Genomic DNA, 24,136 nt, shown 5'->3' with positions numbered 1-24,136 from the left:
CCGTCGCGATAGCCGCGACGGCTCGAGTTTCAATCACACCGCGCCGCGCGTCTCGACGTAGAGCGCGTAGAGCGAGTGGCTGCTTGCCATGAACAAGCGGTTCTTCTTCAATCCGCCGAATGCGAGGTTCGGGCACCGCTCCGGTAGGCGGATGAAGCCGATGGCCTTGCCAGCCGAATTGAAGACCTTTACGCCATCCAGCTGTTCCGGCTTGGCGGCGGCGGTGCCGTTGCTTCCCCATCCGCACCACAGATTGCCGTCGACGTCCACCCGGAAGCCATCGAGGCCACCATTGTCATCAGCGGTGACGAGCGCCGTCTTGTTGCTGAGCGTGAAGCCGTCCTTGCCGACATCGTAGCTCCAGATGATACGGAACGGCTGCGCGCGACCCTCGACGATATAGAGCTTCTTCTCGTCGGGCGAAAATGCCAGTCCGTTAGGACCCTTGAGCTCATCCGTCACCAGCCCGAGCGAGCCGTCCGGCGCGATGCGGTAGACCGAGTGCGGCAATTCCGGCGTCGCCTTTTCGCCTTCCCATTCGCCGGAGATGCCGAAAGGCGGGTCGGTGAACCATATGGAGCCGTCCGACTTGCAAACGATATCGTTGGGCGAATTCAGCTTCTTGCCCTTGTAGTTGTCGGCAAGCACCGTAATCGTTCCGTCGTATTCGGTGCGTGTCACGCGGCGTGTCAGATGTTCGCATGTGAGCAGGCGCCCCTGCCGGTCGCGCGCATTGCCGTTCGAGAAATTGGACGGGCTGCGGAAAACGCCCCATGCGCCGGTGGCTTCGTCGTAGCGCATGATGCGGTTGTTCGGGATGTCGCTGACGAGCAGGTAGCGGCCATCGCCAAACCAGACGGGACCTTCCAACCAGCGGCACCCGGTGGCGAGCTGTTCCACCGAGCTGCTTCCCAGCCTGTATTTGGTGAAGCTTGGATCCAGGATTTCGATGGCCGGATCGGGATAGCGCGCGTTCGGCTTGAAATCGATCGATTGTCCGGCCGCGGCCTTCGGCAGAACGGCCCCGGCCAGCGCGGCTCCGGACATGGCAATGATGTTACGGCGTGTGTAAACCACTAAGCATCCTCAATATGACTTGTTTCAAATCGGCTCGCCACGGTGGCGGCTCGCGATCAAAGTAATGATCGCGCCCATGTAGGGTGACCTATGCGTGTGCCGCAACAATACTCTTCAGGCACTTGCCCAACTGGTTAACCAGTGGTCACCGTACAACCACAGCCCGCGTCGCTTCCTTGTGAACAACATGAATCGAAAAATTAGATTGAATAAATATATACTTACGAGATATCGGCGGAAGACTTTGACAAAATTCAAATCCGTGGTCGATTCTATCCGGATGTGTTTTCAAAAGTCAGATTTCCTTAAGGGTAAGCGCCTAGGTTGAGGTCGCCGGATCGAGATGAGCAGTCGATCCACCGCGCATGATGCGTTGTCCCAAAGTTTCAGAATTCATTTCACTTGCGTTTGACCTGCACTCATTCGCAGGCGTCGCCGTTCAGTCTCATCCCGATTTACAAGGTGCATCATGTTGAAAAACCTTAAGATAAAAACCAAGTTCCTTATTGCTATCGCCATGCTCGGCCTCGTTTCCATGGCGGGCCTGCTCTATCTCACCGATAGATTCAGCGCCGCCAATCAGCAGTATACCGGCTTTCTTCAGAACGAGAGTCAGGCTGCGACCTTCAGCGCCCGCGCGGCAGCTGGTATCTGGACATCCACGACGTGGCTGAGCCGCGCCGTCGCGCAGGAGCCCGGCTCCGCTGCCTTCAACGACATCTCCAAGCGCTTCGCGACCGAATTCGCCGGCGCCCGCCAACGTCTTGCTCAGGTTCCGGAGTTGGTTGCGAGCCGCAAGGCCGCGATCGACGAACTGCTTGCCGGCGCGGACGCCCTGAAGTCGCTCGGCGATCAGCTTCTCGCCGCACGCGCCGCCGGTAATGCGGCCGAGACGCAGCAACTCGCCGCAAAGCTCGACGACATGATCGTCAGCCTGTCACCCAAGTTCGGCGCGAACAACAAGGCAATGGCCGATCTGCTGGCCGAGGGCGGCAGCGGACTGTCAGCGTCCGTTTCATCGACCATCCTTCGTACCCTTGTCGGCCTTACTCTGGGCGTCGTCGCGGCCATCGCGCTTGCAATGATCATCGCCCAGAAGGGTGTGACGACACCGATGGCGAAGCTTCGTCAACGCATGGAAACACTTGCTTCCGGAGAGACCGGCGAAGACGTGCATGGCCTCGACCGGCGCGACGAGATCGGCCAGATGGCAGCCGCCGTCGCCGTGTTCCGCACCAACGCAATCGACCGGATGCGTATCGAACAGCAGGCCGAGGCCACCCGTTCGATGAGCGATAGCGAGCGCCTTGAGCGCGAGGCGGAGAAGGCAGCTGAGGCAGCCAACCTGCATCGGGCGGTCAAGGCCCTTGGCGGCGCGCTGGGCGATCTCGCCAATGGCGACCTCAACTGCCAGATCGATACACCGTTTACCGGTGACCTCGACACGCTTCGTCAGGACTTCAACGCCGCGGTCTCCAAGCTCAACAACGCGCTCCAGGCGGTCGGCGCCAACGCGAGCGCCATCAGCGCAGGGTCGAGCCAGATCCGCGCCTCCGCCGATGACCTTTCCAGGCGTACCGAGCAGCAGGCTGCTTCCGTTGAGGAAACGGCCGCGGCGCTGGAGGAGATCACGACGACAGTCAAGGACGCGGCCGGACGCGCGAACGATGCCAGCCAGCTTGTCGCCAAGACGCGCGAGGCCGCCGAACGCTCCGGCGAGGTCGTTCGCAACGCCGTAACCGCGATGCATCTTATCGAACAATCCTCGAACGAGATCAGCAACATCATCGGCGTGATCGATGATATCGCATTCCAGACCAATCTCCTCGCGCTGAACGCCGGCGTCGAAGCCGCCCGTGCCGGCGACGCCGGCAAGGGCTTCGCCGTCGTTGCTCAGGAAGTGCGCGAGCTTGCGCAGCGCTCGGCGCGCGCCGCCAAGGAGATCAAGGCATTGATCACCGCTTCGGGCTCCCAGGTGGAGTCCGGTGTGGAACTCGTCGGCCAGGCCGGCAAGGCGCTGGATGCGATCGTCGCCGAAGTCCAGGAGATCAACCGCCACGTTCACGCGATCGCCGAGGCGTCGCGCGAGCAGTCGCTTGGCCTGCAGGAAATCAACACCGCGGTAAACGCCATGGACGAAGGCACGCAGAAGAACGCCGCCATGGTCGAGGAAACGACCGCGGCCAGCCACAGCCTCGCGCAGGAAGCCACGGCGCTGTCCCAGCTGATGTCCCAGTTCAAGCTGGACGGAGGCACCGTTGCCGACCAGGCGCGGCCGAGCCTTGCCAGGCCGACGGCGATGACGGGCAACCACGGTCCCGTCGCGTCGCCGGCGCGACAGCTGGGCCAGAGGCTGACCAACGCGTTCCGAGGCAACGCCGCGGTCAAGCAAGAGCCTGAATGGTCCGAGTTCTGATCCGGATCGCTTGCAAACGGAGCCCAGTGGGCTCCGTTTTTCGTGATGCACGCCGCGCTGCGTCCAATCACATCAATCATGACAAGACAAAAAAGCCGCCGCCATTAAGGCGACGGCTTTCGGGGGCAGGGAAGCCCAAGGCGTCAGCAGTAGCTGCAAACCGCAGCCGGATTGGTCTTGATGACGTCGATGAATTTCTTGACCGGGTTGACGCGCTGTTCGCGTTTCACCGCCGCAGTCTCCAGAAGTCGCTTGAAATCTTCAAGCTTCACGCCGTCGGCGCGCATCACCATGGCGATCAGGGGGTCGCGAAGGGCTTCGGATATCGTCAGGTCGTCTCTGGTCTTTCTCATGGCTCAGTCCTCCTTTCGTGGGCGGTCGCCCGTGTTCCACTCCGGCTGCGCTGCCCTCTCGGCATTGACTTCCGCGAAAAGTGGTGTTACCGGTAAGTAACAATGCATTTGTTACCGATCGGTCACATGGATGTCAAGGACATTGTCCGCAGAAAAATCAAAAACTTCGACAGCTCTCCTGCCAGCGGGCACCGATGAAAAAATCCCTCCCCGGGAACGTATCGTCTCGACCGCGGCGGAGCTTTTCCGGGAGCACGGGATTCGCGGCATCGGTGTCGATGCGATTGCCGAAGGTGCTCTCACGAACAAGATGACGCTCTATCGGCACTTCGGGTCGAAGGACGAGCTGGTATGCGAAACCCTGCGCCGCGCCTCCGAGAAGGCCGAGGCGATCTGGCGCGAGCTGGAAGCCACGCATCCCGATGACGCACGCGCGCAACTGCTTGCTTGGATCGAGCTCAGGACACAGAGCCTTTGCGGCGATCACGTCGGCTGCGATCTGGCCAATGCGGCGATCGAGCTCAAAGGGGAGGGTCACCCCGCCTATGGCGTTATCGAGCGCCATAAGGCGGAGCAGCGCGACAGGCTGGAAGCGCTCTGTCTCGCCGCCGGCGCGCGCGAACCGCAGCTGCTGGCCGACACCTTGACCCTGCTTCTGGAAGGCGCCCGCGTCACCCGTCAGTCGATGGGCAAGGACAACTGTTGTGGCCATTTTTCCAAAGCCTGCAACGCCGCTGTCGCCGCCTTCGCTTGAGCGCGGGCTCCGAAGCTTGGAACTTTAATGAGGGGAGCTCGTTTTCAACCAGATGTGGAAACACGGTTGAGCGAGACGATGAATCACATTTATCTCCATCGCCTGTATGCCAAACGGGCGGAGCTTGAAGCCAAGCTTGAACTCTATGATGCACGAGATTGCTTCGGCGACGAGGATGTCAACGACGGCACGGACTGTGAGTTGCGCTCAAGAATAGACGAAATCTCGGCGGAGATCGATATGCTCGAACACTCCCGCGCCGGATGATGCCGACCTCCAGTAAAGTCGTATAATCGTTGCATCGACCGTGATGTGAACATGGCCTTTGCCGGGCGGTCTCTAACAGGTTTGCCGCAGATTCCCCGCTCGAATGTAGTGCGGCCGATCGCTGGTGTGCTTTCAACAGCCATTCAAGCGCGAGCTAGGCTCCACACTGTCTGTGGAAAAGCATCAAAAAATGCTGTTTTCCTTCGATGCGTCGCTATTCGGGAAAATGCCCACTTGACCCTTTAGTTGGTTGAGGGTGCATGATTAAAGAGTATGCATTATTCGGACATTTCATGAGCATTTCGACAGAACGACAAGAAGAGGGCGGGTGGTCGACGCTTTTCTTAGCATGGGCAATTGCACTCGCAGCGACCCTCGGCGCGCTTTTCATCGGTGAGATCATGGGCCAGGCGCCGTGCATTCTGTGCTGGTACCAGCGCGCATTCATGTTTCCGCTGGCACTGGTTTTGGCGGTTGCCGTAATACAGGCGGATCGTAATGTCTGGCGTTACGCATTGCCTCTCAGTGGCGCGGGCCTGCTGGTCGCCGGCTACCATGTGCTTCTCTACTATGGCTTCATTCCGGAGGCTATCGTTCCCTGTGGCAAGGGCCCGTCTTGCAGTGACGCGAAGATGACAATCTTCAATGTGGTGCCGCTACCGGTGCTGTCACTGTTCGCATTTTCAGCAATTTCAATTCTTCTCCTTATTGGCCGAAGGGAAACCGTTCGATGAAACGCCTGCTTGTCGTCACCGCTACGGCGCTTAGCGCGCTCGCTCTGTTTGGAGGCGGTGCCTACTATTATTCCGCCACGCAACAGGAGGTCGCGGCGGCTGTCGTCGCGCCGGCGGATACACTCGTCCGCCCCCATTCGCCTGTCCTGGGCAAGGTGGAAGCGCCGGTCACCATCGTGGAATTCTTCGATCCTTCCTGCGAGGCCTGCAGGGCGTTCTTCCCGCTGGTGAAAAATATTCTCGCCACCTACCCCGATGACGTTCGGGTCGTTCTTCGATACACACCGTTTCATGAAGGGTCCGACGAAGCAGTCCGAATACTCGAGGCTGCTCGCAATCAGAACAAGTTCGAACCTGTCTTGGCCGCCTTGATGCAAAGGCAGCCGGAGTGGGCCGTGGACGGCCAGCCTGATTTGAAGAAGGCATGGGCGATCGCCGGTGATGCGGGCTTGGAACTGATGGGCGCTCGTCTTTACAGCGTCAAGCCAGAGGTCGAGCAGGTGCTCCAGGCTGATACCGCTGATGTCAAGTCGAACAACGTCCAGCAGACGCCGACCTTTTTCGTGAACGGCAAGCCACTCGTCAATTTTGGCCCGCAAGGCCTGATGGATCTCGTCAAGAGCGAGGTCGACAAGTCAAAGGGAAGTTAGAAATACAGTCGTCGAACGACAGCGCCGTTGCCGGCGCTGTCGTTGTCGATCTAAGATCAGGCACACATCAGGCGCCGTAAATTGGAAGACATTTACGGCGCCGCTTAATTTGATCACCGCATCGCGCCGTGATCCCGGGCAAACTCTACGCCGCTGCGGCAACGTCTGAAGCAATCTTCATCGGGCCGCAGGCGGAGCGCGAGAAGACGCTCCCACATCCCAAGCTCATGCCCACGTCCTTCACATCAATATAATGGGTAGCTCGCTCGACGAGGCGGAGGGACGGAGATATCTCGGATTCTCACGGCCGGGGAGGGTGCGGAAGCCGTCCGGCGAGGCTCGTTCAGGCCGCCACGCGTTGGGTGCTTCAATTGCAAAGCGGCCAAAGAGACCATCGCCCGGAAATTCTGCAAAGAAAAAATCAAAGGCCCTTGACCCTGTAGTTACTACAGACACCACATTGCCTTCACAAGCTCGACGTGAGCTGATGCAGAAGGAGAAATATGGTGTCCGGAACGACCAAGACGATCGAATTCAAAATCGAGGGCATGGACTGCGGCCATTGCGTCAAGCAGATCGAGGCCACTGTCGGTGGCCTGCCTGGGGTTGAGGAGGTCAAGGTTTCGCTTGCGAGCAACAGCGCCAGCGTCACGCTCTATCCCGAACAGATTTCAGAAGCGACCATCTTCGAGGCCGTCGAAGATGCAGGCTTTGATGTGCCGCGATGAGTACGCTCGAGCTCCCCATCGGCGGCATGGATTGCGCCGCCTGCGCGAAGAAGGTCCAGAGAGCGCTCAAGAAACTCCCCGGCGTCGAGAACGTCGAGGTGCTCCTCAACGCGGAGAAGGCGATCATCGATCTCGACCCGAAACTTGTCAGCCGTGACAAGCTGAAGGAAACGGTCCTGAAGGTCGGCTTCACCGTTCCCGCGCCGAAATCCGCGGACGTTCCCTACTACGTCAAGGAAGGCAACAACCTTCAGAAGCAGCTTTTCATGGCGCTCGGCATCTTGTTCGGGGTCATTCTGCTGCTGGTCGTCGGTGGCGAGGCGCTTGGCGTGTTCGCAGCCGTCACCGAGCTGGTTCCGCTTTGGGTGGGTACGCTGATCGTCCTGGCTTTTGGAGCCACGATCTTCCTCGACGTCTTCAAGTCTCTGCTGCGCCTCGAGATCACGGCGCATACACTCATGACGGTCGGCGCCACCGCGGCGCTGGTGACAGGTCAGTGGGACACGGCCGCCGTTGTCGTCTTCCTGATGCGGGTGGGCGTCTACATCGAGCGTTTCACCAGCGAGAAAGCCCGTGGTCTGTTGCGTGAACTGCAGGCGATGGCGCCCACCAAGGCGCGCGTCGAACGCAATGGAGACGAAATCGAGGTGGCGGTCGAGCAGGTCGTGGTTGGCGACATCGTTGTCGTGCGTCCCGGCGAGCGCGTCCCGGTCGACGGGATCATCCTCGAAGGTCAGGCAACACTCGACCAGGCGGCGATCACCGGTGAAAGCATGCCGGTGGAAGCCGAAACGGGCGACAAGGTGTTTGCCGCGACCATAGCCAAGCTCGGCTATGTCAAGCTGCGTGCGGAGAGCGTCGGCCGTGACACCACCTTCGGTCGCACGGTCAAGCTGGTCGAGGAAGCTGAAGCCAATCGCGGCGAAGTACAGCGCATCGCCGACAAGTTCAGCGGCTGGTACCTGCCGATCGTCGCGGCGATCGCCGCGCTCACCTACGTGATCAGCGGCAATGTCATGGCCGTGGTTGCGGTGCTCGTCGTTGCGTGCTCGTGCTCGTTCGCGCTTGCGACACCCATCGCCATGATGGCGTCCATCGGCGCGGCAGCCAAGCGCGGCCTGCTGATCAAGGGTGGCAAATATATCGAGGCGATCAAGTCGGCCGACGTCGTTCTCGTTGACAAGACGGGAACGCTGACCACGGGTAAGCCGAACGTCACCGATATCGTCTCGCTCGACGGCACCACGGAAAGCGAACTGCTACAGCTCGCCGCGACGGCCGAGCGGCATTCGGAACATCCCCTGGCGGAGGCCGTTCGTGCGCATGCCCGCGACAAGGGACTGCGGGCAGGCGAACCGGAACGCTTCGAGGCCATCCCCGGCAAGGGCATCCGTGCCGTCATCGGCGGCCGGACGATCGAGATCGGCAATCGCCGCCTCGTTCCGATGTTCGACGAGGATAGCGCGGTCGCACGCCTTGAATCGGAAGGAAAAACGCTGCTGATCATGTCGATCGACGGTCGTCCCGCCGGCATACTCGCGGCCATGGACACGGTGCGTCCGGAAGTCGGCAAGGCGATCGACGAAATCCGCAAGCTCGGCATCACGCGTATCGAACTGCTGACCGGGGACAACGAGCGGACCGCGGCGGCGATTGCCGGTCCGCTCGGCATCGGGTTCCAGGCAAATCTGCTGCCTGAGGACAAGATCCGCGTGGTCCGGGAAAACCAGGCGAAGGGTCACCGCGTTGTCATGGTCGGCGATGGCGTCAACGACGCGCCGGCGCTCGCCCAGGCGGAAGTCGGCATCGCCATGGGCGGTGGCACTGATGTCGCGATGGAGGCCGCTCATATCGTGCTGATGCGCGAGGACTGGGGCCTGATCGCCGATGTCTTCCGCATCGCTCGCAGGACGATGGGCGTGGTCAAGATGAATATCGCCTTCACCGCGCTCTACAATCTCGCCGGTCTTTCGCTGGCGGCCACCGGTGTCATCCCGCCGATCGTCGCAGCGTCGCTTCAGGCGGTGCCCGATATCGGTATTCTGGCCAATTCGTCCCGCCTCATCAAACAGAAGTAGTTACGGATCGATTGGACATGCGGCGCGCCGGTACTCGGCGCGCCGCATGTTGCGTTGAGCGGTGGATATTCCGAAGTGGCTGTGGAAATCCTCCGATCGGCCGGATTGTCCAAGGCTCCCTTCAGCGGTACAACCATGTATCAGCTACAGGGATATGAAAAATGAAGAACCGTTCGCTTGCCATCGGCGCCTTGGCCAAAATGACGGGGACGAAGGTCGAGACGATCCGATTTTATGAAAAGAGCGGTCTCTTGCCAGTGCCGGAGCGAACCGCGGGAAACTACCGCTCTTATGGGCGATCGGACCTCAACCGTTTAAGCTTCATTCGAAGGGCCCGGGATCTGGGCTTTTCGCTCGATCAGGTCCGGGCTCTGCTTGATTTGTCCGACGAGAAAGATCGCTCCTGCGAAGCCGTCGACGCGATTACGAGAGAACATCTCGTGGAGGTTCAACGCAAGATCGCCGATCTGAGAGCATTGCAAACCGAACTCGACCGAATGTTGGCGATGTGTTCCTGCGGAACTGTCGCTGAATGCCGGATTATCGAGACGCTGTCTCCCGAACGTGATCCCGAGGTCTCCGCGGCGCATTGACGCCAGGCCGCGAGCGAGAAACACCTGAAAGAACCGCGCCGCGATTGCCACAGGCTTCAAGTGCTACGTTCAGAGGCAGGTGGCTAAAGTGCCAGGCTAATCTGAAAGATCGCCGTTTTCTTGCTTTATGACGCTGCCGGAAAAAGAAGCGCCGACACGGGTAGAGCCCGTGCCGGCTTTGGTCTGATTATCGGTCGACCGCGACCGTGGCGCCAAACTCCCCTGAAATTTGTCAGGCGAGCGCCGCGCACAACATTCGGCTAGACGACGCTGACACGATATTGTCGACGGTCTGCCGGAGATCGGCAGACCACCTTGATCACTGGCGAACGATGATCTTCGCCTTGTACGGAACCCGGGTGTAGAGGTCGATGACGTCCTGGTTGAGCAGGCGAACGCAGCCGGAAGAAACCGCCTTGCCGATCGATGACCACTCCTTGGTGCCGTGAAGACGATAGAGAGTGTCCTGTCCATTCTGGAAGATGTAAAGCGCACGAGCACCGAGCGCATTGTCGGGACCCGGCTCCTGGCCGCCGTTTTCGACCGAGAACTTGGCGAGTTCCGGCTGGCGCGCGATCATTTCCGCCGGCGGCTTCCAGCGCGGCCACTTCTGGCGCCATTGGATCACGCCTTCACCGCTCCACGCGAAGCCGGCGCGGCCCAGGCCAACGCCATACCGCATCGCGGTGCCGCCCGGCTCCACGACGTAGAGGTAACGGGATGGCACATCCACGATTACAGTTCCAGGCTGTTCGCCGGTCGTGTTCTCCACGCGCTGCCTGTAGAGGCGCGGCTCGATCTGCTTGTAGGGAATCGCGGGAAGCTGGAAACCGCCGTCTTCCATGGCGGCGTAGCGGGTCGCAAGTTCGGCTTCGCTGGGAGGGCCAACCGGTCGCGGCTGAGCCGCGGGGATCGGGGCTTGCGCAGGCACGCTGGTGCAGCCTGACAGGGCGAGAGGAACCGTCGTCATGCCGAGCAGCAGGCCGCGGCGAGTGATGAGAGATTTTTCGTTCATGATCAAAGTGGAACCCTGTAGGATCTGGATTTCGTGAGCGACAAGCCGTCTCCGGCCGTCAGAAAACTCGGCTTTCTCGTGGAAAACCCTGTTCGTCACTCCATGGGATGCGGCCAATGAAAACCGCTCATCGAAACTATGCGCAGGCGGCCGTATTGGATCTCTTCCTCTGCAACTTGATACAAGCCGGCAGTGGAAAGCGGAGCTGGCAAATGTGCTGAAGAATCGTCCAACGAGATGTCCAAATGCGAAATTTCGATCGCGCTATTGCTAAGAGCTCTAGTGGGTTTAGCTTCAAGCGAAAACTGCTGTTTTCTCAACACAATCGCATCGTTTTTTACGGGAGATGCACAACGGCCACATGCGCCTTGATGTCGCGGTAGCAAGCCTTGACGGCTACATCGCCTCCAAACGGGTGGCCGCGTCCTTCGATACCACGTCGATCAGCACCTTCTCGTCGATCTCCAGGACCCAAGCCGGGCCGCGTCGTGCCGCGCCAGCTCTAACTGCCGATGAAGGGCCGGGAACCGACAGATCATCCCGACGCCTGATAACTCAGGCGGTTACTTTTGCCGGAATGGTGAGCGGTCCGGATCGGGACCGGCATCGCCTCCAGAAGCATGCGTGTAACTCGTTCGTCGGCCGCTCGAAGATATCCTCGACCGGTCCGCTTTCAACCAGCTTCCCGCGATAGATCACAGCGACCTCGTCGCAAATATAGCGGATGACGCCGAGATCGTGGCGGACGAAAAAATAGGTCAGCCCCAACTCTTGCTGCAATCCCGTGCAGTCCTGTGACATAGTGCCAGCGCCACGGGCCACTAAAGCTCGAACCGGATTGCGCTGGCACCCGCGCCGGGTTGCACGGACGCCGACAACGACTTCAGCCCAAATTCATTAGACAATTCGCAAATACTTGCATACGCTGAGATTCTGGGCAGAGGGAACACGTCCATTATCAGTCGCTGGCGCTTATTTCGTCATCGCAAGGCTGGCCACGGCGAGGATGTCGCCGGGGCGCACTCGCGCCGTTGCCTCCACACTCAGATAGTCCTCGTGCTCTGCACCGCCTCATTTCTCGTCCCGGTCTATCCGCGAGCGCAGGAGCAGCGCATCCCTTACGACGTCGCGCCTGGCACCACGCTCTCGGGCGGGGCAGGCGGCGTCGGTGGTGCGGCTGGCGGTGGGGTTGGGTCCGTGGGCGGCGCCGGTGGTGAGGGCGGCGCGGGGCTGATTGCGTCTGTTCCGACCGCGGTCACGATCGGCGCGGGGGCGACCGTGACCGGCGGTGCGGGCGGAGCCGGTGGATCGGGCGGCGCTCTTGGTACGCCCGGGCCAGCGGGCGCGGGTGGCGCCGGCATCATCGGCCGTGATCTGTCGATCGCGAACGGCGGTGCGATCATCGGCGGCTTGAGCGGCGACGGGGCCGTGCGGGCGGATGCTTTGCAGACAGGTGGTTCAACCTTTCTGGGATTTTCGACCGGAGCGACATTGCTCGGCGGCGTGCTGATTTCAGACGGCGAACTGGCAATCGCAGCGAGCAGCACGACCATGTCAGGTGCGATCAGGGGGAACGGCGCGCTGACGCTGCAAAGCGGCGTGCTCACCCTTGGCGGAATAAACACATATACCGGAGATACGACGATCAGGTCCGCCGCCACCTTGCAGGCCGGCGCAGATAACGTGCTGTCTCCAACGAGTGGCTTTACCGTTGACGGAAACCTCGACCTGCTGGGACATGTGGCGACGATCGGCTCACTCTCGGGTGCCGGAAGCGTCGGCACCTCTCTTGGCGGGGCGGCGACACTGACCATCGATACGGCGGCGTGGCGGCAGGTCGCGTTTCTTGGCAGCTTCTCCGCCGGTCCGCTCGGCATCGTCAAGACCGGCGCCGGCACACAGATCTTTTCCGGAACGGCGGCCTACACCGGCGCGACAATCGTCAATGGTGGGGTTCTGGCGATCAACGGCATGGACCTGTCGAGCTCGAGTTCGCTTACGGTCAATTCGAGCGGCACGATCGCCGGCTTTGACAGCACGTTGCCGTCGACGACGGTGAACGCTGGCGGCTTCATCTCCCCCGGCAGTTCAGGCCACGATATCGGCGTGCTCGCCATCGCGGGCAATCTGCTGCTGGCGCCCGGCTCGACCTACCGCGCGGACATAGGCTATCTCGGCCTCACTGGCACAAGCGATCTTCTCGATGTCAACGGCGTGGCCACGATCAGCGGCTCGTCACTCGATCTGGTCGGCTCCTTCTTTGGTCCGGCCCGCTATACGCTGATCACAGCCACTGGCGGCGTCGCCGGTCTCTTCGCCAATACGCCGCAACAGCTCCCGCTGGCCGACCTCGCCTTCGCCTACGATGCCTCCAGCGGCTATCTCGACGTGACCTATAACGGAGAGCCCATCGTGTCCGCCATCGCGGCGCAGACCTTTGCAAGGATCGGTACGGGGGCCGGCGTGCAGTCATTGGGCTCGGGCAATCCTGTTTTCGACGCGATCGTGGGGCAGGTCTCTCCGACGAATATCGACACGGCCCTCGATCAGCTCTCGGGCCAGAGCTACGCGTCGATCCGCTCCTCGATGATCGACGACAGCCGCTTCGTGCGTGATGCGATCAACGACCGGCTCTATGGGGCCGGCCAGACAGCGCGGAACGATGAGGTCGCAAACGGCTTCTGGCTTCAAGGCGTGGGCTCATGGGCCACCCGTGACGCAACCTCGGAGGCATCCGCGCTAGACCGTTCCATTGGCGGCTTCTTTCTCGGCGGCGATGGCGAAATGAGCGATACCGTCAGGATCGGCCTCGCCGGCGGCTATAGCAGATCGTCTTTCGACGATGATGGCCGTCGCGCCCGCGCCGGCAGCGACGACTGGTCCATTGCGGGCTATGTAGGGGTCGATCTTGGCAAGGTCACTATAAGAGGTGGCATCGCCTATGCCTGGCATAACGTCGACACGACACGCGATGTCGTGTTCGCAGGGTTCAATGAGCGTCTCTCGGGCCGCTATTCGGCGGCGACGGCGCAGATATTCGGTGAAGCCGGGTACAAGATCGAGCTGCGCGAAGCAACGCTGGAACCATTCCTCGGCGCCGCATACGTCAATGTAAATTCCGATGGGTTCACCGAAACCGGAGGGAGCGCGGCACTCAAGGTGGACGATGGCAACGACAACGTCGGGACCACCACGCTTGGATTGCGCGCCACGTCTGCCTTTTCCATCGACGACCTCATGGTCGAAGCCAGGGGGATGATCGGTTGGCGGTATGCATTCGGTGATGTTTCGCCGGTCACCGACGTCGCCTTTTCCGGTGGTTCTCCCTTTGGCGTGACCGGGCTGGCCGCAACCAGAAATGCGGCGCTGATCGAACTGGGCTTCGACGCGCTTGTTTCCGACACCATGAAGGTGGGCCTGTCCTACAATGCGGCCTTGTCCGGGGATGCTGTCGATCAGGGCGTGAGTGGAAAGTTTATCGTGACGTTTTAAGACGCCGGTCTTGCGTTGATCGAGACCGGTCACGCCGGCCGCAAAACGGCCGCGACTGCGGCCATTTATGCATGCTCGACAGAGGTGCGCCGGCCGAGATGATCAAGCTCGGCTCAATTCCCATTCGCGCTGGCGTATCTCGCGCTGGCTGTCCGCTTCCGTGAAAGGGCCACACGGCGCCATCCACGGACGGTCGCCGGATTTGCGGAACGGCAGCCGAACATGGAAGGGATCGTTGCCGAAGACGTCGACGGTGAACTGGCCGTCCTTGATCTCGACGTCTGCATAGGCGGCAGCCGTGATTGGATGCGTGGTGAAACGCTCGCTGACCGACTGGATGGTGATGTGCTGGACGTTGCCGACATTGTTGACCGTGTTCCAGTGGACATGGCCGGAAAGCCAGAGGGCGGCCTTGCCGGTTGCCTCGACAGCGCGGCGCACCACGGCATGGTCGGGATAGCTGGAGTAGTGGGGGTTGCGCTCGAAATAGTAGTTGCCGGTCTGCGAATGTCCCGACAAGGGAACATGCGTCGCGATGATTGCCGGACGCTCGTCGGCATTCAGTGCCTCCACCAGCCACTCCAGCGCCGGCTCTGCCTTGGGCAGGCCGATCCCCATCTCTATCTTGACACCTGGCTGCCAGGCGATCAGGCGGATGTCGCCGAGATCGTGCACGCTGCTCGCCATCGACTGGCCGAAGATGTCCTCGTTTTCGGCGACGGTGAGGTTGTCGACGTCGTGATTGCCGAGGATGTGGATCCGCTTGCCTGGATAGGTCTTGAAGATATCGGCCAATTCCGATGCGACGCGGTGGTCGGTCTCATGGTTCGTATCCGAAATGCGGTCTCCGAGATCGAGCAGCAGATCCACTTTCTCGGCAACAGCGCGAGCAACGAACGAGCGAACATGGGCAAGTCCATCCCAGCTCTCGTCCTTGGTATGGGAGAGGGGGCCATGATGGATATCGGTGATGATGGCGATCTTCAAAAGAGGTCTCCTGATCGGGGCTGAAGATGAGCTCGGCCCGCCGCTGCCAGCACGATTAGACAGCCTGCATGACAGTTTGATGAATAACTCTCAGTAGTTTTATCGTTGACATTGAGGATTCCTCATCTGATGTTCGACCCATGAGACGAGAATTGAACGCGACTCATCTGGATTTGCATGCCAAAGGCTATCTCTTTGACATCGAGGTAATTTTGGTAAGCATCGCGCGGTTTCCAAAGGTGCATGGCGGCCTCATCCGGCCGGCATGGCGCTCGCAGCGGAACAACCTGAGAAGGAAGAACCCGATGGCATTCGAGCGCGGAAGACCCGCCCAGGCTCAGGAACTTTCCGGCGTCGTCGACCGAATTCGCGCGGTGCGGAAGGACCTCACGCCTGCGGCCGGTCGGATCGCCGACTTCATTGCGCTGAACGCCGCGGATGTCGTCAACATGTCGGTGACGGAAGTCGCCGAGCGCTCTGAGGCAAGCGAAGGCAGCGTCATCGGCTTTTGCCAGTCGCTTGGCGCCAAGGGTTTCCAGCAGGTGAAGCTGGCGCTCGCCCGCGATCTGGTTCAGCCCGTACAATTCATCCACGAAGATCTGACCCAAGCCGATTCCACCGGGACCGTGATCGAGAAGATCTTTCAATCGGGACTCCAGGCATTGCAGGATACGCAGAAGGCGTTGGACGTTTCGGCGATCGCCCAGGCGGTCGAGGCCATCCGCAAGGCGAGCCGGGTGGAGGTGTTCGGCATCGGCAGTGCTGCGCCGATCGCCGAGGACGCGAACTATCGGCTGCTGCGGATCGGCATCATGTCGCGGGCGAGCGTGGATAGCCATGTGCAAGCGATCACGGCATCGCTTGCCGATCCGTCGACGGTGGTCATCACGATTTCCCATTCCGGAAGCACGGTCGAAACACTGACCGCGACACGGCTGGCCAAGGAAGCGGGAGCCACGACCATCGCCATCACGAATTTCGGCAAGACGCCGCTACTGGCATATACCGACATCGTCTTGCACACGCTGGCCAGGGAAACTCAATTTCGAACGGAGGCGATGACCAGCCGCATCGCCCAACTCGCTGTCGTCGATGCGCTGATTGCCTGCCTGGCATTGGCCGACTACGAACGATCCACCGCGACGATCGCAAAGACATTCGACGTGTTGTCGGCCAAGCGCGTTTGACGGGGCCAAGAAGGCGGCAATCGTCGCCGCTGGTCAAATTTGTCGCACTCCCTTGACCCTCTAGTTACATGAGAACCCACCTTGCAGTTCAGTGGCGTATCAGGGTGTCTTGAGCGAAAGGTTCAGCGATATGATCGAGAACAAAGCGTCTACCGCGAACGGTATCCGGGCAATGCAGGGCCCGGCATTTCGGCACGGGGACTTCGCACGGGCCCTTCCCGCGCCGTTTTTTTGATTGACGTGCCCGTGTCTGACCAACACGGGCCGCGCGCGGCCAAAGCCGCGCAAACCAGGAGTGCATCATGAACTACTACCAGAGCCCGAATTCCAGCCCGGCAAACGGGAACCGACGACCGACCCGGGTCAAGCCCTTTGTCTGGCTTTTGATCCTGGTTTTGATGGCGGGATGGTCCTCAGTCGCGTGGGTTGGCTATGTGATGGCTGACCCTATCCTTGCCTGGGCCGCGGGAGCGGCGACCACAGTCGTCGACGGCGGCGCCGGTGTCGCTGAAACATGGGGCGGCAAGCAAGCAGGCGAGACGGTGAAGCTCGTCGGTTCAAGCGGCTTTATCTCACAGGCATATGGCTTGGCTTCCATGATAGTGAAGCCGTTGATCGTCATCGTCTGGGGATTGGGCATGGTCGCCCTCTTCATGCTGCCGATGCTGGCCATGATTCTTGGCCGTATCGTCGGGCGTTTGCGCTAGGGCGTAGTCAGCTGGCCAGAGGCTATCTCGCGACTGCCTTGTTTAGCAAGTCGCCGTGAAGCGTCCTGATGATGCCGTCGCGTGCACACCTTCGTGGTTTGTCCGCTGGTTGTGATTTAGGGCGCTGCACCAACCGTTCCCAACTCCGTCTGGCTCGCGTCACGTAAGGACCCGGCGCCAGGCAGACGGAAAACCAATAATCTCGTCGGCGCGGCCTCACCCTATCTGTGTCAGGCTTTCGTCAGTTCGGCACGACTAGTTTCGTGGCGCGAATCAGGATCGACACTTGGACACTCTAGTTTCAATTATCATAGACTTCATAAAGGCCAATCAGAGCTGGGCTCCGGTCATCATGGGACTGATTGCGTTCGCGGAGTCCGTCTTTGTCATCGGATTTTTCGTGCCGGCGACGCCTCTGTTCATCGTTGCCGGGGCGTTGGTCGCCTCCGGGGCGATCGACGCAATACCGATGGTGGCTGCCACGATCCTCGGCGCCGTCTTGGGAGATATCGTGTCATACCGGATCGGCAGCACGTCGGGGCGGCGGATCATCTATAGTCCATGGGGAAAGAAGCACCGAGCGCGGGCCGCGAAGGCAAGAGCGTTCTTCCGTCGCTACGGTCCATTGTCGGTATTCATGGGTCGCTTCCTGGGCCCCCTGCGTTGCACCGTTCCGTTCATGGCGGGGATGATGCGGATGGACATGTTTCGATTTCAGGTCGCAAATGTCGTCTCGGCGATCGTTTGGGTTCCGGTCATGCTCCTTCCCAGCTGGTTGGCGATCAAGGGGATCAGCCTTATCTAGTTCTGGGCACCGCACGTTCTTTGGGCATTCGACCATGACGGCTCTGCGGCAGCGCCAGGTTGGTGTTGTCACAAGTCGCAGAGGCCTGTAGATCGTCCGCGCAACCCGACTAACCTCATACCGTCAACATCAGCGTGGAGTTCAAAATGATCGAGAGAATAGGATTGACCGATCGCTGGAGTGATGCGGTTGTCGTGGGGAACTTGATCTTTCTGTCGGGTCATGTCGCCGAGGCGACGCGTGGCAAGAGTGTGAGGCTCCAGACGGAGGAGGTGTTGTTGGATTTGGAGGACACGCTTCGCAGCGCGGGCGTCACCAAGGACTATCTCGTCAGCGTCAATATCTATCTGGCCGACATGTCCGGCTTCGAAGAGATGAACGAAGCCTGGGATGCGTGGGTTTCGAAGGGCCACGCGCCGGCACGCGCAACCGTCGAAGCGCGTCTGGCCCGTCCTGAACTGCTCGTGGAAATGACGGCAATCGCCGCGAAGTAACGGCTGATCGGAGGCTAAGCGGTTGCTCCAAGCCTCGTTCGATCGATTTGGAAGCCGAGCTTTTCTGAAATTTCACCAGCGGCTCTGAGCAAGCTGTCGAGGTAGGCATCGCGATTGCGCAGCCCGTCCTCTCGCGGAGCGACGAGGCACAAGGTCGCGATACAGGCGCCATCAGCTTGATGGATCGGCACAGCGAAGCAATGAGTGAAATTCTCGACCTCGCTGTTGAAAGTGAAGTAACCATCCTTCGCGGCGCTGCGAACCTGGCCGATGAAATCGGCCGGGTCGAGCCGGCGTCCGTTCGGAAGGACAAAATCTTCGGGCGGGATCAGGTCGAGGATTTGCTGATCGGAAAGATGCGACACCAAAAGACGGCCTGACGCCGTCCATGCGATCGACACCAGTTCACCGACGTTTGATGAGATGCGGAACGGACGAATGCCCTCCCGCATCATGGCAACAGTATACTTTCGCCCTTCCAGCAGGCACATCTGCGCGGTCTCGCGCGTCTCTTCCGCCAGCCGGATCAACATGCGGTCGCATTCCCGCATCAGGTCGAACTGTTCGGCATAGGCCGTGCCGAGGAAATAAAGGCGGCGGCCGAGATACACGCGGCCATCGTCTTGGTAATAATCGAGCATGCCATGGCTGAGCAGCAGGTTGACGAGCTCGTAAATCGATGAGCGCGGTGCGCCGATCTCGGACGCGATCTCGTTGGGCCGCATGGGCTGTCGCTTCACGCGCAGGAATTCCAGGATCTCGAAAGCGCGATCCAGCCCCCGTGTGCGTCGCGTTGCCGTATCCGAGGCGGACTCAGCCATGCGTGTCTCCAATCTGACAATCAGGCCCCATCGCAACGCGCCGGGCGCTACGATGGGGCTGTCTCGAAATTAACGTTATGCGCGGTCCGCGCGGTAAGCCACGCAGTCGACTTCGACCTTGCAATCCACCATCATGTGGGACTGAACGCAAGCACGGGCCGGCGGGTTCTCGTTGAAGTATTCGGCGTAGACACCGTTGAAGCTCCAAAAGTCGCGCGGATCATCGAGCCATACACCGATGCGCACGATATCCTCAACCTCGTATCCTGCTTCGTTGAGGATGGCGATCATGTTCTGGATGGCCTTGTGGCTCTGCGCGACGATACCGCCGGGGACTATTTCGCCCTTCTCCATCGGCACCTGGCCGGAGACATAGAGCCAGCCGCCGGCTTCGGCGGCGCGCGCGAAGGGCAACGGCTGGCCGCCGGCGCCTTTTTCTCCGGTGCCGTAACGCTTGATCGTCATTGTGTTTTCTCTTTCTGCTTGTTTCTTCTAGTTGAAGCTCGAGGTTTTCAGGAACTCGGCTAGCCGCTCGGTTTTCGGTTTGACGAACATCTCCTTCGGATCACCTTCTTCGCAGATGACGCCCTGGTTCATGAAAATGACCCTTGATGAAACCTCGTAGGCGAAGCGCATCTCGTGGGTCACGAGCAGCATAGTCATGCCGTCGGCGGCCAGACCCTTGATGACCTGCAGCACTTCGCCGACAAGTTCCGGGTCGAGCGCCGAGGTCACTTCATCGAACAGCATCAGGCGCGGCGACATGGCGATTGCGCGAGCGATCGCCACACGCTGCTGCTGTCCGCCCGAAAGCTGGCCTGGAAAATGGTTCGTGCGAGCGCCAAGACCGACGCGATCGAGCCATTTCTCGGCGATGGCGCGCGCTTCGGGCTTCTTCATCTTCTTGACCTTGATCAGGCCGAGCATGACGTTTTCAGCGGCCGTCATGTGAGGGAAGAGATTGAACTGCTGAAAGGCCATGCCGGTCAGCGCGCGCTGGCGGGCGATTTCCTTTTCGGATTTGCGACGCCGGGTCGAGCCCTCGACGTGATAGCCGATTTCCTCCCCGTCGAGGCGGATGGTTCCGCCCTGGAATTCCTCCAGCATGTTGACGCAGCGCAGCATCGTCGTCTTGCCCGAGCCGGAGGAACCGATGATCGAAATCACTTCGCCTTCTTCGACCGAGCAGTCGACACTTTTGAGAACCTCATTCTGGCCGTAGGTCTTCCGCAGGCCGTTGATTTCCAGAATTGTCTTGGCCATGGCTCGGCCTCCTCAGGATGGCAGGGCAGTCTTGCGCTCGACATACTTGCCGAAGCGCTCGATCGCGAAGTTGACAACGAAGTAGAGCGCTCCGGCCAGGAAGTAGAACTGGAGGCTCATGAAATTGCGCGAGATGATCTCCTGCGTTCGCAGCAGCAATTCCGCGACGCCGATCACCGAAAGCAGGGTGGAGGCTTTGACCATTTCCGCGGCGGTGTTGACCCAGGCGGGTAGACATTGGCGCATTGCTTGCGGCCACAGCACGGAAGTGAAGGTCTGTCCGAAGGTGAGGCCGATCGCCTTGGCGGCCTCGGTCTGGCCCTTTGAAATGGCCTGAAGCGCGCCTCGGACGATTTCACCCACGTGCGACGAACAGAAGATTGCCAGCGCCAGTACGCCGGCCGAGAAGGGCTTCAAGTCAAGTCCCGCCGCAGCCGAGATGTAATAGCTCGCGAGAACCAGAACGAGGACCGGCGTCCCTCGGATGATGTCGGTATAGGCGCGTACGACAAGGCGCAGCGGCCACTTGCCATAGGCGAGCGCAAGGCCCACGAAAATTCCGAGAACCGAACCCGCGATGATGGAGAGGATCGAAATGGAGACCGTCATGCCAAGCCCGTTCAAAATGACGAAGCGGGCTATCCAGAGCTGGTCGAGGAAGGACTGGGACATCGGGATTACCTCGGCAGGGCCAGGCGACGCTCGATGAAGCGCATGCCGAAGGCGATGAGGAAACAGGTTGCGATATAGATCGCCGACGTGACCATCCAGGTCTCGATGACGCGGAAGCTTTCGACGTTGATCTTTCGTGCGGCGAAGGTCAGTTCCGGCACCGCGATGGCGGCGGCGAGCGACGTATCCTTGAAGAGGGAGATAACCGTGGATGACAGGGAGGGCAGTACGTTGCGGAACATCAGCGGCGCAATGATCGACTTGCGGATCTGCGTGGATGTCAGCCCGATCGCAAGGCCCGCCTCGGTCAGTCCGCGCGGGATCGACAGGAGACCGGCGCGGAAAACCTCGGCAAGATAGGCACCGGAGTAGATCGAAAGGACGAGTACGAAACTCTTTATCTTGTCGAGCCTGACGCCCATCTGCGGCAAGGCGAAATAAGCGAAGAGGACCAGGACGAGGATCGGCAGATTGCGGATGATCGTTACGTAAAGGCGCGCGGGCATCGCCGCCACAGGGTTTTTCGACATCAATGCGAAGGCCACGACGAGGCCAATCACTGCGCCGATCAGGATGGAGACGACGGCCAGACCGAGGCTCAGCACCAGGCCGTTTATCAGTCCGTCAAAGTTGCGCCATACGGCGGCGAAATTCAGCGTGTAATTCATCGGATCGGCCTTCCGGCAGGCGAAACGGATGGCTAGCGGAGCAGGATGAGATCCCGCTCCGCATCGTCATCGGACGTGCATGAATAGGTGTATTCGACTTACTTGAACTCGACCGGGAAGCCGATCTGCGGTGGGGTCAGGTCCTTGCCGAACCAGGTCTTGTAGGACTTGGCATAGGTGTCGAATTCGACGCCGGTCATGGCTTCATGCAGGGCTGTATTGACGAAGTTCAGCCAATCCTGATCTCCGCGCTTCACCGCGCAGGCATAGCTCTGGGGGTTCCAGCCATAGCCGCCGTCCTTGTAGCGGCCGGGGTTCTGCGTCATGTACCATGCAAGCGAGGACTGGTCGGTGGCGACCGCATCGGCGCGTCCGGATTCGAGCGCCTGGTAGATCAGGTCGACGGAATCATACTGATCGACGGTCGCCTCGGGAAGGGCCGCACGGACCATGGCTTCCGCGTAGACGTTCTGGAGGACCGAGATCGTGACGGACGATCCGGCGGCCTTGAGCGCGGCATAATCGGCATACTTGCCGTCAGCCTTCAACATAAGGCCCACGCCTTCGCGATAGTAGGGAATGGTGAAGTTGACCTGCTGGGCGCGTTCGCCGGTGACGGTCATGAACTGGCAGGTGATGTCAACCTTGTCGGTCGTGATGTTCGGGATGCGGGCATCGGACGACTGATTGACGTATTCGATCTTTTCCGCATCGCCGAACAGGGCCTTGGCGATGATGCGACCCATGTCGACATCGAAGCCCTGAAGCTTGTCGTCGGCGCTCTTGAAGTGCCACGGGGCGTTGGTGCTGCCCGTGCCAACGATGAGCTTGCCGCGAGCCAGCACCTCATCGAGTTTGCTGCCGTCGGCGGCGAGCACCGGCGTGGAAAGAAGCGTGGCTGCAGCCAGTGCAACAAGGCTGGCGCGGAAAGAAACTGTCATGACATTCCCCTTTTTTGACAAGTACGGCGACCTGGTGTCCAATATACCGGACATGTGTCTGCTTTATTGGATTGACATAGAAAGCTCGATCGGCAATGAATTGTCAATAGAGGCAGCTAAAAAATACGCAGTTCACGCCGCTGACTGTTTTTTCGGCAGTGCAGCATTTTTTCGTCGAGGGTAATCCGGTGTCAATTGAAGCCGCCGTTCTGACTGAAATCGATACGCCGGCAGTGCTGGTCGACTTGGTCGTGGCAAGAAAGAATATTGAACGTTTTCAGCAGTATGCGGATTCCCACAAGCTGCGGGTGCGCCCTCATATCAAGACACACAAGATACCAGCCATCGCGGAGATGCAGCTGCAGGCAGGGGCGTGCGGAATCACCTGCCAGAAGGTATCCGAGGCCGAGGCCATGGTGCAGGGCAGCAAAGCCATAACCGACGTCCTCATCACCTATAATATTGTCGGGAAAGCCAAGCTGCAGCGCCTGCGCGCGCTATCGGAGAAGGTGAATTTGTCGGTCGTCGCGGACAGCCGCACGGTCGTCGAGGGGCTCTCCGCCGCCTTCAAGGATTCGCGCGCGCCGCTTGCGGTTCTCGTGGAGTGCAATACCGGGGCAAACCGCTGCGGCGTGGCTTCACCCCATGAAGCCGTTTCGCTGGCGAAGCTCATAGCCGGAATGCCGGGCCTCGTGTTTGGCGGCCTCATGACCTATCCGCCGATCGGCGCCGAAGCGGCAGTGGAGGCGTTCATGAGGGAAGCCAAGGCGGGCATCGAGGAAAATGGAATCTCCGTGCCGGTCGTCACTTCGGGTGGAACACCGTCGATGATGCATGCGGCCGATGCGCCCGTCACGACCGAATACAGGCCAGGTACTTATGTCTATAATGACCGCTCGCTTGTGTCACGCGGCGCCTGCGGCTGGGAAGATTGCGCGCTGACGGTGGTCGCGACCGTCATCTCCGTTCCGGCGGTGGATCGTGCGGTGATCGACGCGGGTTCCAAAACACTGACCTCCGATCTTCTCGGCCTTGCCGGTTATGGCCACGTGCTCGGTCGTGACGACATCGCTATCGATCAGCTTTCGGAAGAGCATGGAAGGCTTGTCAGCACCGGCCCAATCGGTCTTTCGGTCGGTGACAAGGTCAGGATCGTGCCCAATCATGCTTGCGTGGTCACCAACATGGTCGACGAGATTCTTGTCGTCGATGAAGGCGGTGAGGCGCCGGAACGCTGGACTGTTGCAGCGCGCGGCCGCTTGGTCTGATGTGGAAAGGCAAGCAGATCGATGCCTTGCAGACACGGGAAGGACAACGGTCCGGGTTGAGAACGTCCAGCGTATAGCGTGCAGGGTGACGGAAGCCAGGATGAGAGGGTTAGAAGAGACACGAGTGCCCGTCGCCACCTTTGGTATCCGAGCGCCGATCTCTGGA

The 24,136-nt window shown here is 60.3% G+C and carries 25 protein-coding genes; 14 read left to right on the top strand and 11 right to left on the bottom strand.

Annotated features, from left to right (window positions below):
- Positions 1-33: 33 nt before the first annotated feature.
- Positions 34-1,077: an SMP-30/gluconolactonase/LRE family protein gene (locus GGQ67_RS15165; protein ID WP_343056518.1), complete on the bottom strand. Its 1,044-nt coding sequence runs from the start codon at positions 1,075-1,077 to the stop codon at positions 34-36.
- Between the two features lie 469 nt (positions 1,078-1,546).
- Here GGQ67_RS15165 and GGQ67_RS15160 point away from each other — a divergent pair, with 469 nt between their 5' ends.
- Positions 1,547-3,493 carry a methyl-accepting chemotaxis protein gene (locus GGQ67_RS15160; protein ID WP_183900972.1) on the top strand — a complete coding sequence of 649 codons (1,947 nt, stop codon included), beginning with the start codon at positions 1,547-1,549 and terminating at the stop codon, positions 3,491-3,493.
- A 143-nt stretch (positions 3,494-3,636) separates the two neighbouring features.
- Here GGQ67_RS15160 and GGQ67_RS15155 read toward each other — a convergent pair whose 3' ends face one another.
- Positions 3,637-3,846 (bottom strand): hypothetical protein, encoded by a 210-nt coding sequence (locus GGQ67_RS15155; RefSeq protein WP_183900971.1) that lies wholly within the window; start codon positions 3,844-3,846, stop codon positions 3,637-3,639.
- A 130-nt stretch (positions 3,847-3,976) separates the two neighbouring features.
- Between GGQ67_RS15155 and GGQ67_RS15150 the strand changes: the two genes are divergently transcribed.
- The 7 genes from GGQ67_RS15150 to GGQ67_RS15120 all read left to right on the top strand — a co-directional run bounded on the left by GGQ67_RS15150 (position 3,977) and on the right by GGQ67_RS15120 (position 9,650).
- Entirely contained in the window at positions 3,977-4,600 is a 624-nt protein-coding gene (locus GGQ67_RS15150) for a TetR/AcrR family transcriptional regulator (RefSeq protein WP_183900970.1), read from the top strand.
- A 78-nt stretch (positions 4,601-4,678) separates the two neighbouring features.
- Entirely contained in the window at positions 4,679-4,867 is a 189-nt protein-coding gene (locus GGQ67_RS15145) for a hypothetical protein (protein WP_183900995.1), read from the top strand.
- A 293-nt stretch (positions 4,868-5,160) separates the two neighbouring features.
- Entirely contained in the window at positions 5,161-5,601 is a 441-nt protein-coding gene (locus GGQ67_RS15140) for a disulfide bond formation protein B (RefSeq protein ID WP_183900969.1), read from the top strand.
- Positions 5,598-6,251, top strand: coding sequence for a DsbA family protein (locus GGQ67_RS15135; RefSeq protein WP_183900968.1), 654 nt, complete (start codon positions 5,598-5,600; stop codon positions 6,249-6,251). Before GGQ67_RS15140 ends, GGQ67_RS15135 begins: the two co-directional genes overlap by 4 nt.
- 506 nt (positions 6,252-6,757) lie before the next feature.
- Positions 6,758-6,979: a copper ion binding protein gene (locus GGQ67_RS15130; protein ID WP_210279649.1), complete on the top strand. Its 222-nt coding sequence runs from the start codon at positions 6,758-6,760 to the stop codon at positions 6,977-6,979.
- Positions 6,976-9,057: a heavy metal translocating P-type ATPase gene (locus GGQ67_RS15125; protein WP_183900966.1), complete on the top strand. Its 2,082-nt coding sequence runs from the start codon at positions 6,976-6,978 to the stop codon at positions 9,055-9,057. The genes GGQ67_RS15130 and GGQ67_RS15125 overlap by 4 nt, the downstream gene beginning before the upstream one ends.
- A 161-nt stretch (positions 9,058-9,218) precedes the next feature.
- Positions 9,219-9,650 carry a MerR family transcriptional regulator gene (locus GGQ67_RS15120; RefSeq protein ID WP_183900965.1) on the top strand — a complete coding sequence of 144 codons (432 nt, stop codon included), beginning with the start codon at positions 9,219-9,221 and terminating at the stop codon, positions 9,648-9,650.
- 319 nt (positions 9,651-9,969) lie between these two features.
- On the opposite strand, the gene GGQ67_RS15115 is transcribed toward GGQ67_RS15120, so the two are convergent.
- Positions 9,970-10,665 carry a L,D-transpeptidase gene (locus GGQ67_RS15115; protein ID WP_183900964.1) on the bottom strand — a complete coding sequence of 232 codons (696 nt, stop codon included), beginning with the start codon at positions 10,663-10,665 and terminating at the stop codon, positions 9,970-9,972.
- Between the two features lie 555 nt (positions 10,666-11,220).
- Positions 11,221-11,445 carry a hypothetical protein gene (locus tag GGQ67_RS15110; RefSeq protein WP_246400193.1) on the bottom strand — a complete coding sequence of 75 codons (225 nt, stop codon included), beginning with the start codon at positions 11,443-11,445 and terminating at the stop codon, positions 11,221-11,223.
- Between the two features lie 276 nt (positions 11,446-11,721).
- Here GGQ67_RS15110 and GGQ67_RS15105 point away from each other — a divergent pair, with 276 nt between their 5' ends.
- Positions 11,722-14,157: an autotransporter domain-containing protein gene (locus tag GGQ67_RS15105; RefSeq protein WP_183900963.1), complete on the top strand. Its 2,436-nt coding sequence runs from the start codon at positions 11,722-11,724 to the stop codon at positions 14,155-14,157.
- 102 nt (positions 14,158-14,259) lie between these two features.
- Here GGQ67_RS15105 and GGQ67_RS15100 read toward each other — a convergent pair whose 3' ends face one another.
- Positions 14,260-15,144, bottom strand: coding sequence for a metallophosphoesterase family protein (locus GGQ67_RS15100; RefSeq protein WP_183900962.1), 885 nt, complete (start codon positions 15,142-15,144; stop codon positions 14,260-14,262).
- 305 nt (positions 15,145-15,449) lie between these two features.
- On the opposite strand from GGQ67_RS15100, the gene GGQ67_RS15095 reads away from it, so the two are divergent.
- The 4 genes from GGQ67_RS15095 (at position 15,450) to GGQ67_RS15080 (ending at position 18,337) form a co-directional block, all read left to right on the top strand.
- Positions 15,450-16,331: a MurR/RpiR family transcriptional regulator gene (locus tag GGQ67_RS15095; protein WP_183900961.1), complete on the top strand. Its 882-nt coding sequence runs from the start codon at positions 15,450-15,452 to the stop codon at positions 16,329-16,331.
- A gap of 302 nt (positions 16,332-16,633) precedes the next feature.
- Positions 16,634-17,038, top strand: coding sequence for a hypothetical protein (locus tag GGQ67_RS15090; protein WP_183900960.1), 405 nt, complete (start codon positions 16,634-16,636; stop codon positions 17,036-17,038).
- A 286-nt stretch (positions 17,039-17,324) separates the two neighbouring features.
- The gene (locus tag GGQ67_RS15085; RefSeq protein ID WP_183900959.1) at positions 17,325-17,843 is read left to right on the top strand and encodes a DedA family protein; all 519 of its coding nucleotides are present in this window, start codon (positions 17,325-17,327) and stop codon (positions 17,841-17,843) included.
- A gap of 164 nt (positions 17,844-18,007) precedes the next feature.
- Positions 18,008-18,337, top strand: coding sequence for a RidA family protein (locus GGQ67_RS15080; protein ID WP_425503790.1), 330 nt, complete (start codon positions 18,008-18,010; stop codon positions 18,335-18,337).
- Positions 18,338-18,351: 14 nt separating this feature from the next.
- On the opposite strand, the gene GGQ67_RS15075 is transcribed toward GGQ67_RS15080, so the two are convergent.
- From GGQ67_RS15075 to GGQ67_RS15050, 6 genes are all read right to left on the bottom strand, one after another.
- Positions 18,352-19,158, bottom strand: coding sequence for an IclR family transcriptional regulator (locus GGQ67_RS15075; RefSeq protein WP_183900957.1), 807 nt, complete (start codon positions 19,156-19,158; stop codon positions 18,352-18,354).
- A 75-nt stretch (positions 19,159-19,233) separates the two neighbouring features.
- Entirely contained in the window at positions 19,234-19,623 is a 390-nt protein-coding gene (locus GGQ67_RS15070; RefSeq protein WP_183900956.1) for a RidA family protein, read from the bottom strand.
- 27 nt (positions 19,624-19,650) lie between these two features.
- The gene (locus tag GGQ67_RS15065; RefSeq protein WP_183900955.1) at positions 19,651-20,421 is read right to left on the bottom strand and encodes an amino acid ABC transporter ATP-binding protein; all 771 of its coding nucleotides are present in this window, start codon (positions 20,419-20,421) and stop codon (positions 19,651-19,653) included.
- A 12-nt stretch (positions 20,422-20,433) separates the two neighbouring features.
- Entirely contained in the window at positions 20,434-21,093 is a 660-nt protein-coding gene (locus GGQ67_RS15060) for an amino acid ABC transporter permease (RefSeq protein WP_183900954.1), read from the bottom strand.
- 5 nt (positions 21,094-21,098) lie between these two features.
- Complete coding sequence (locus GGQ67_RS15055) at positions 21,099-21,761, bottom strand: amino acid ABC transporter permease (RefSeq protein WP_183900953.1); 663 nt, start codon at positions 21,759-21,761, stop codon at positions 21,099-21,101.
- Between the two features lie 98 nt (positions 21,762-21,859).
- Positions 21,860-22,702, bottom strand: a complete 843-nt coding sequence (locus tag GGQ67_RS15050; RefSeq protein WP_183900952.1) for a transporter substrate-binding protein — start codon at positions 22,700-22,702, stop codon at positions 21,860-21,862.
- A gap of 188 nt (positions 22,703-22,890) precedes the next feature.
- Here GGQ67_RS15050 and GGQ67_RS15045 point away from each other — a divergent pair, with 188 nt between their 5' ends.
- Positions 22,891-23,970, top strand: a complete 1,080-nt coding sequence (locus GGQ67_RS15045; RefSeq protein ID WP_183900951.1) for an alanine racemase — start codon at positions 22,891-22,893, stop codon at positions 23,968-23,970.
- The last annotated feature ends 166 nt before the right edge of the window (positions 23,971-24,136 follow it).

The organism is Rhizobium metallidurans, from assembly GCF_014196505.1.
Taxonomy (GTDB): domain Bacteria; phylum Pseudomonadota; class Alphaproteobacteria; order Rhizobiales; family Rhizobiaceae; genus Rhizobium; species Rhizobium metallidurans.
This window is presented reverse-complemented; position numbering and strand designations above follow the sequence as displayed.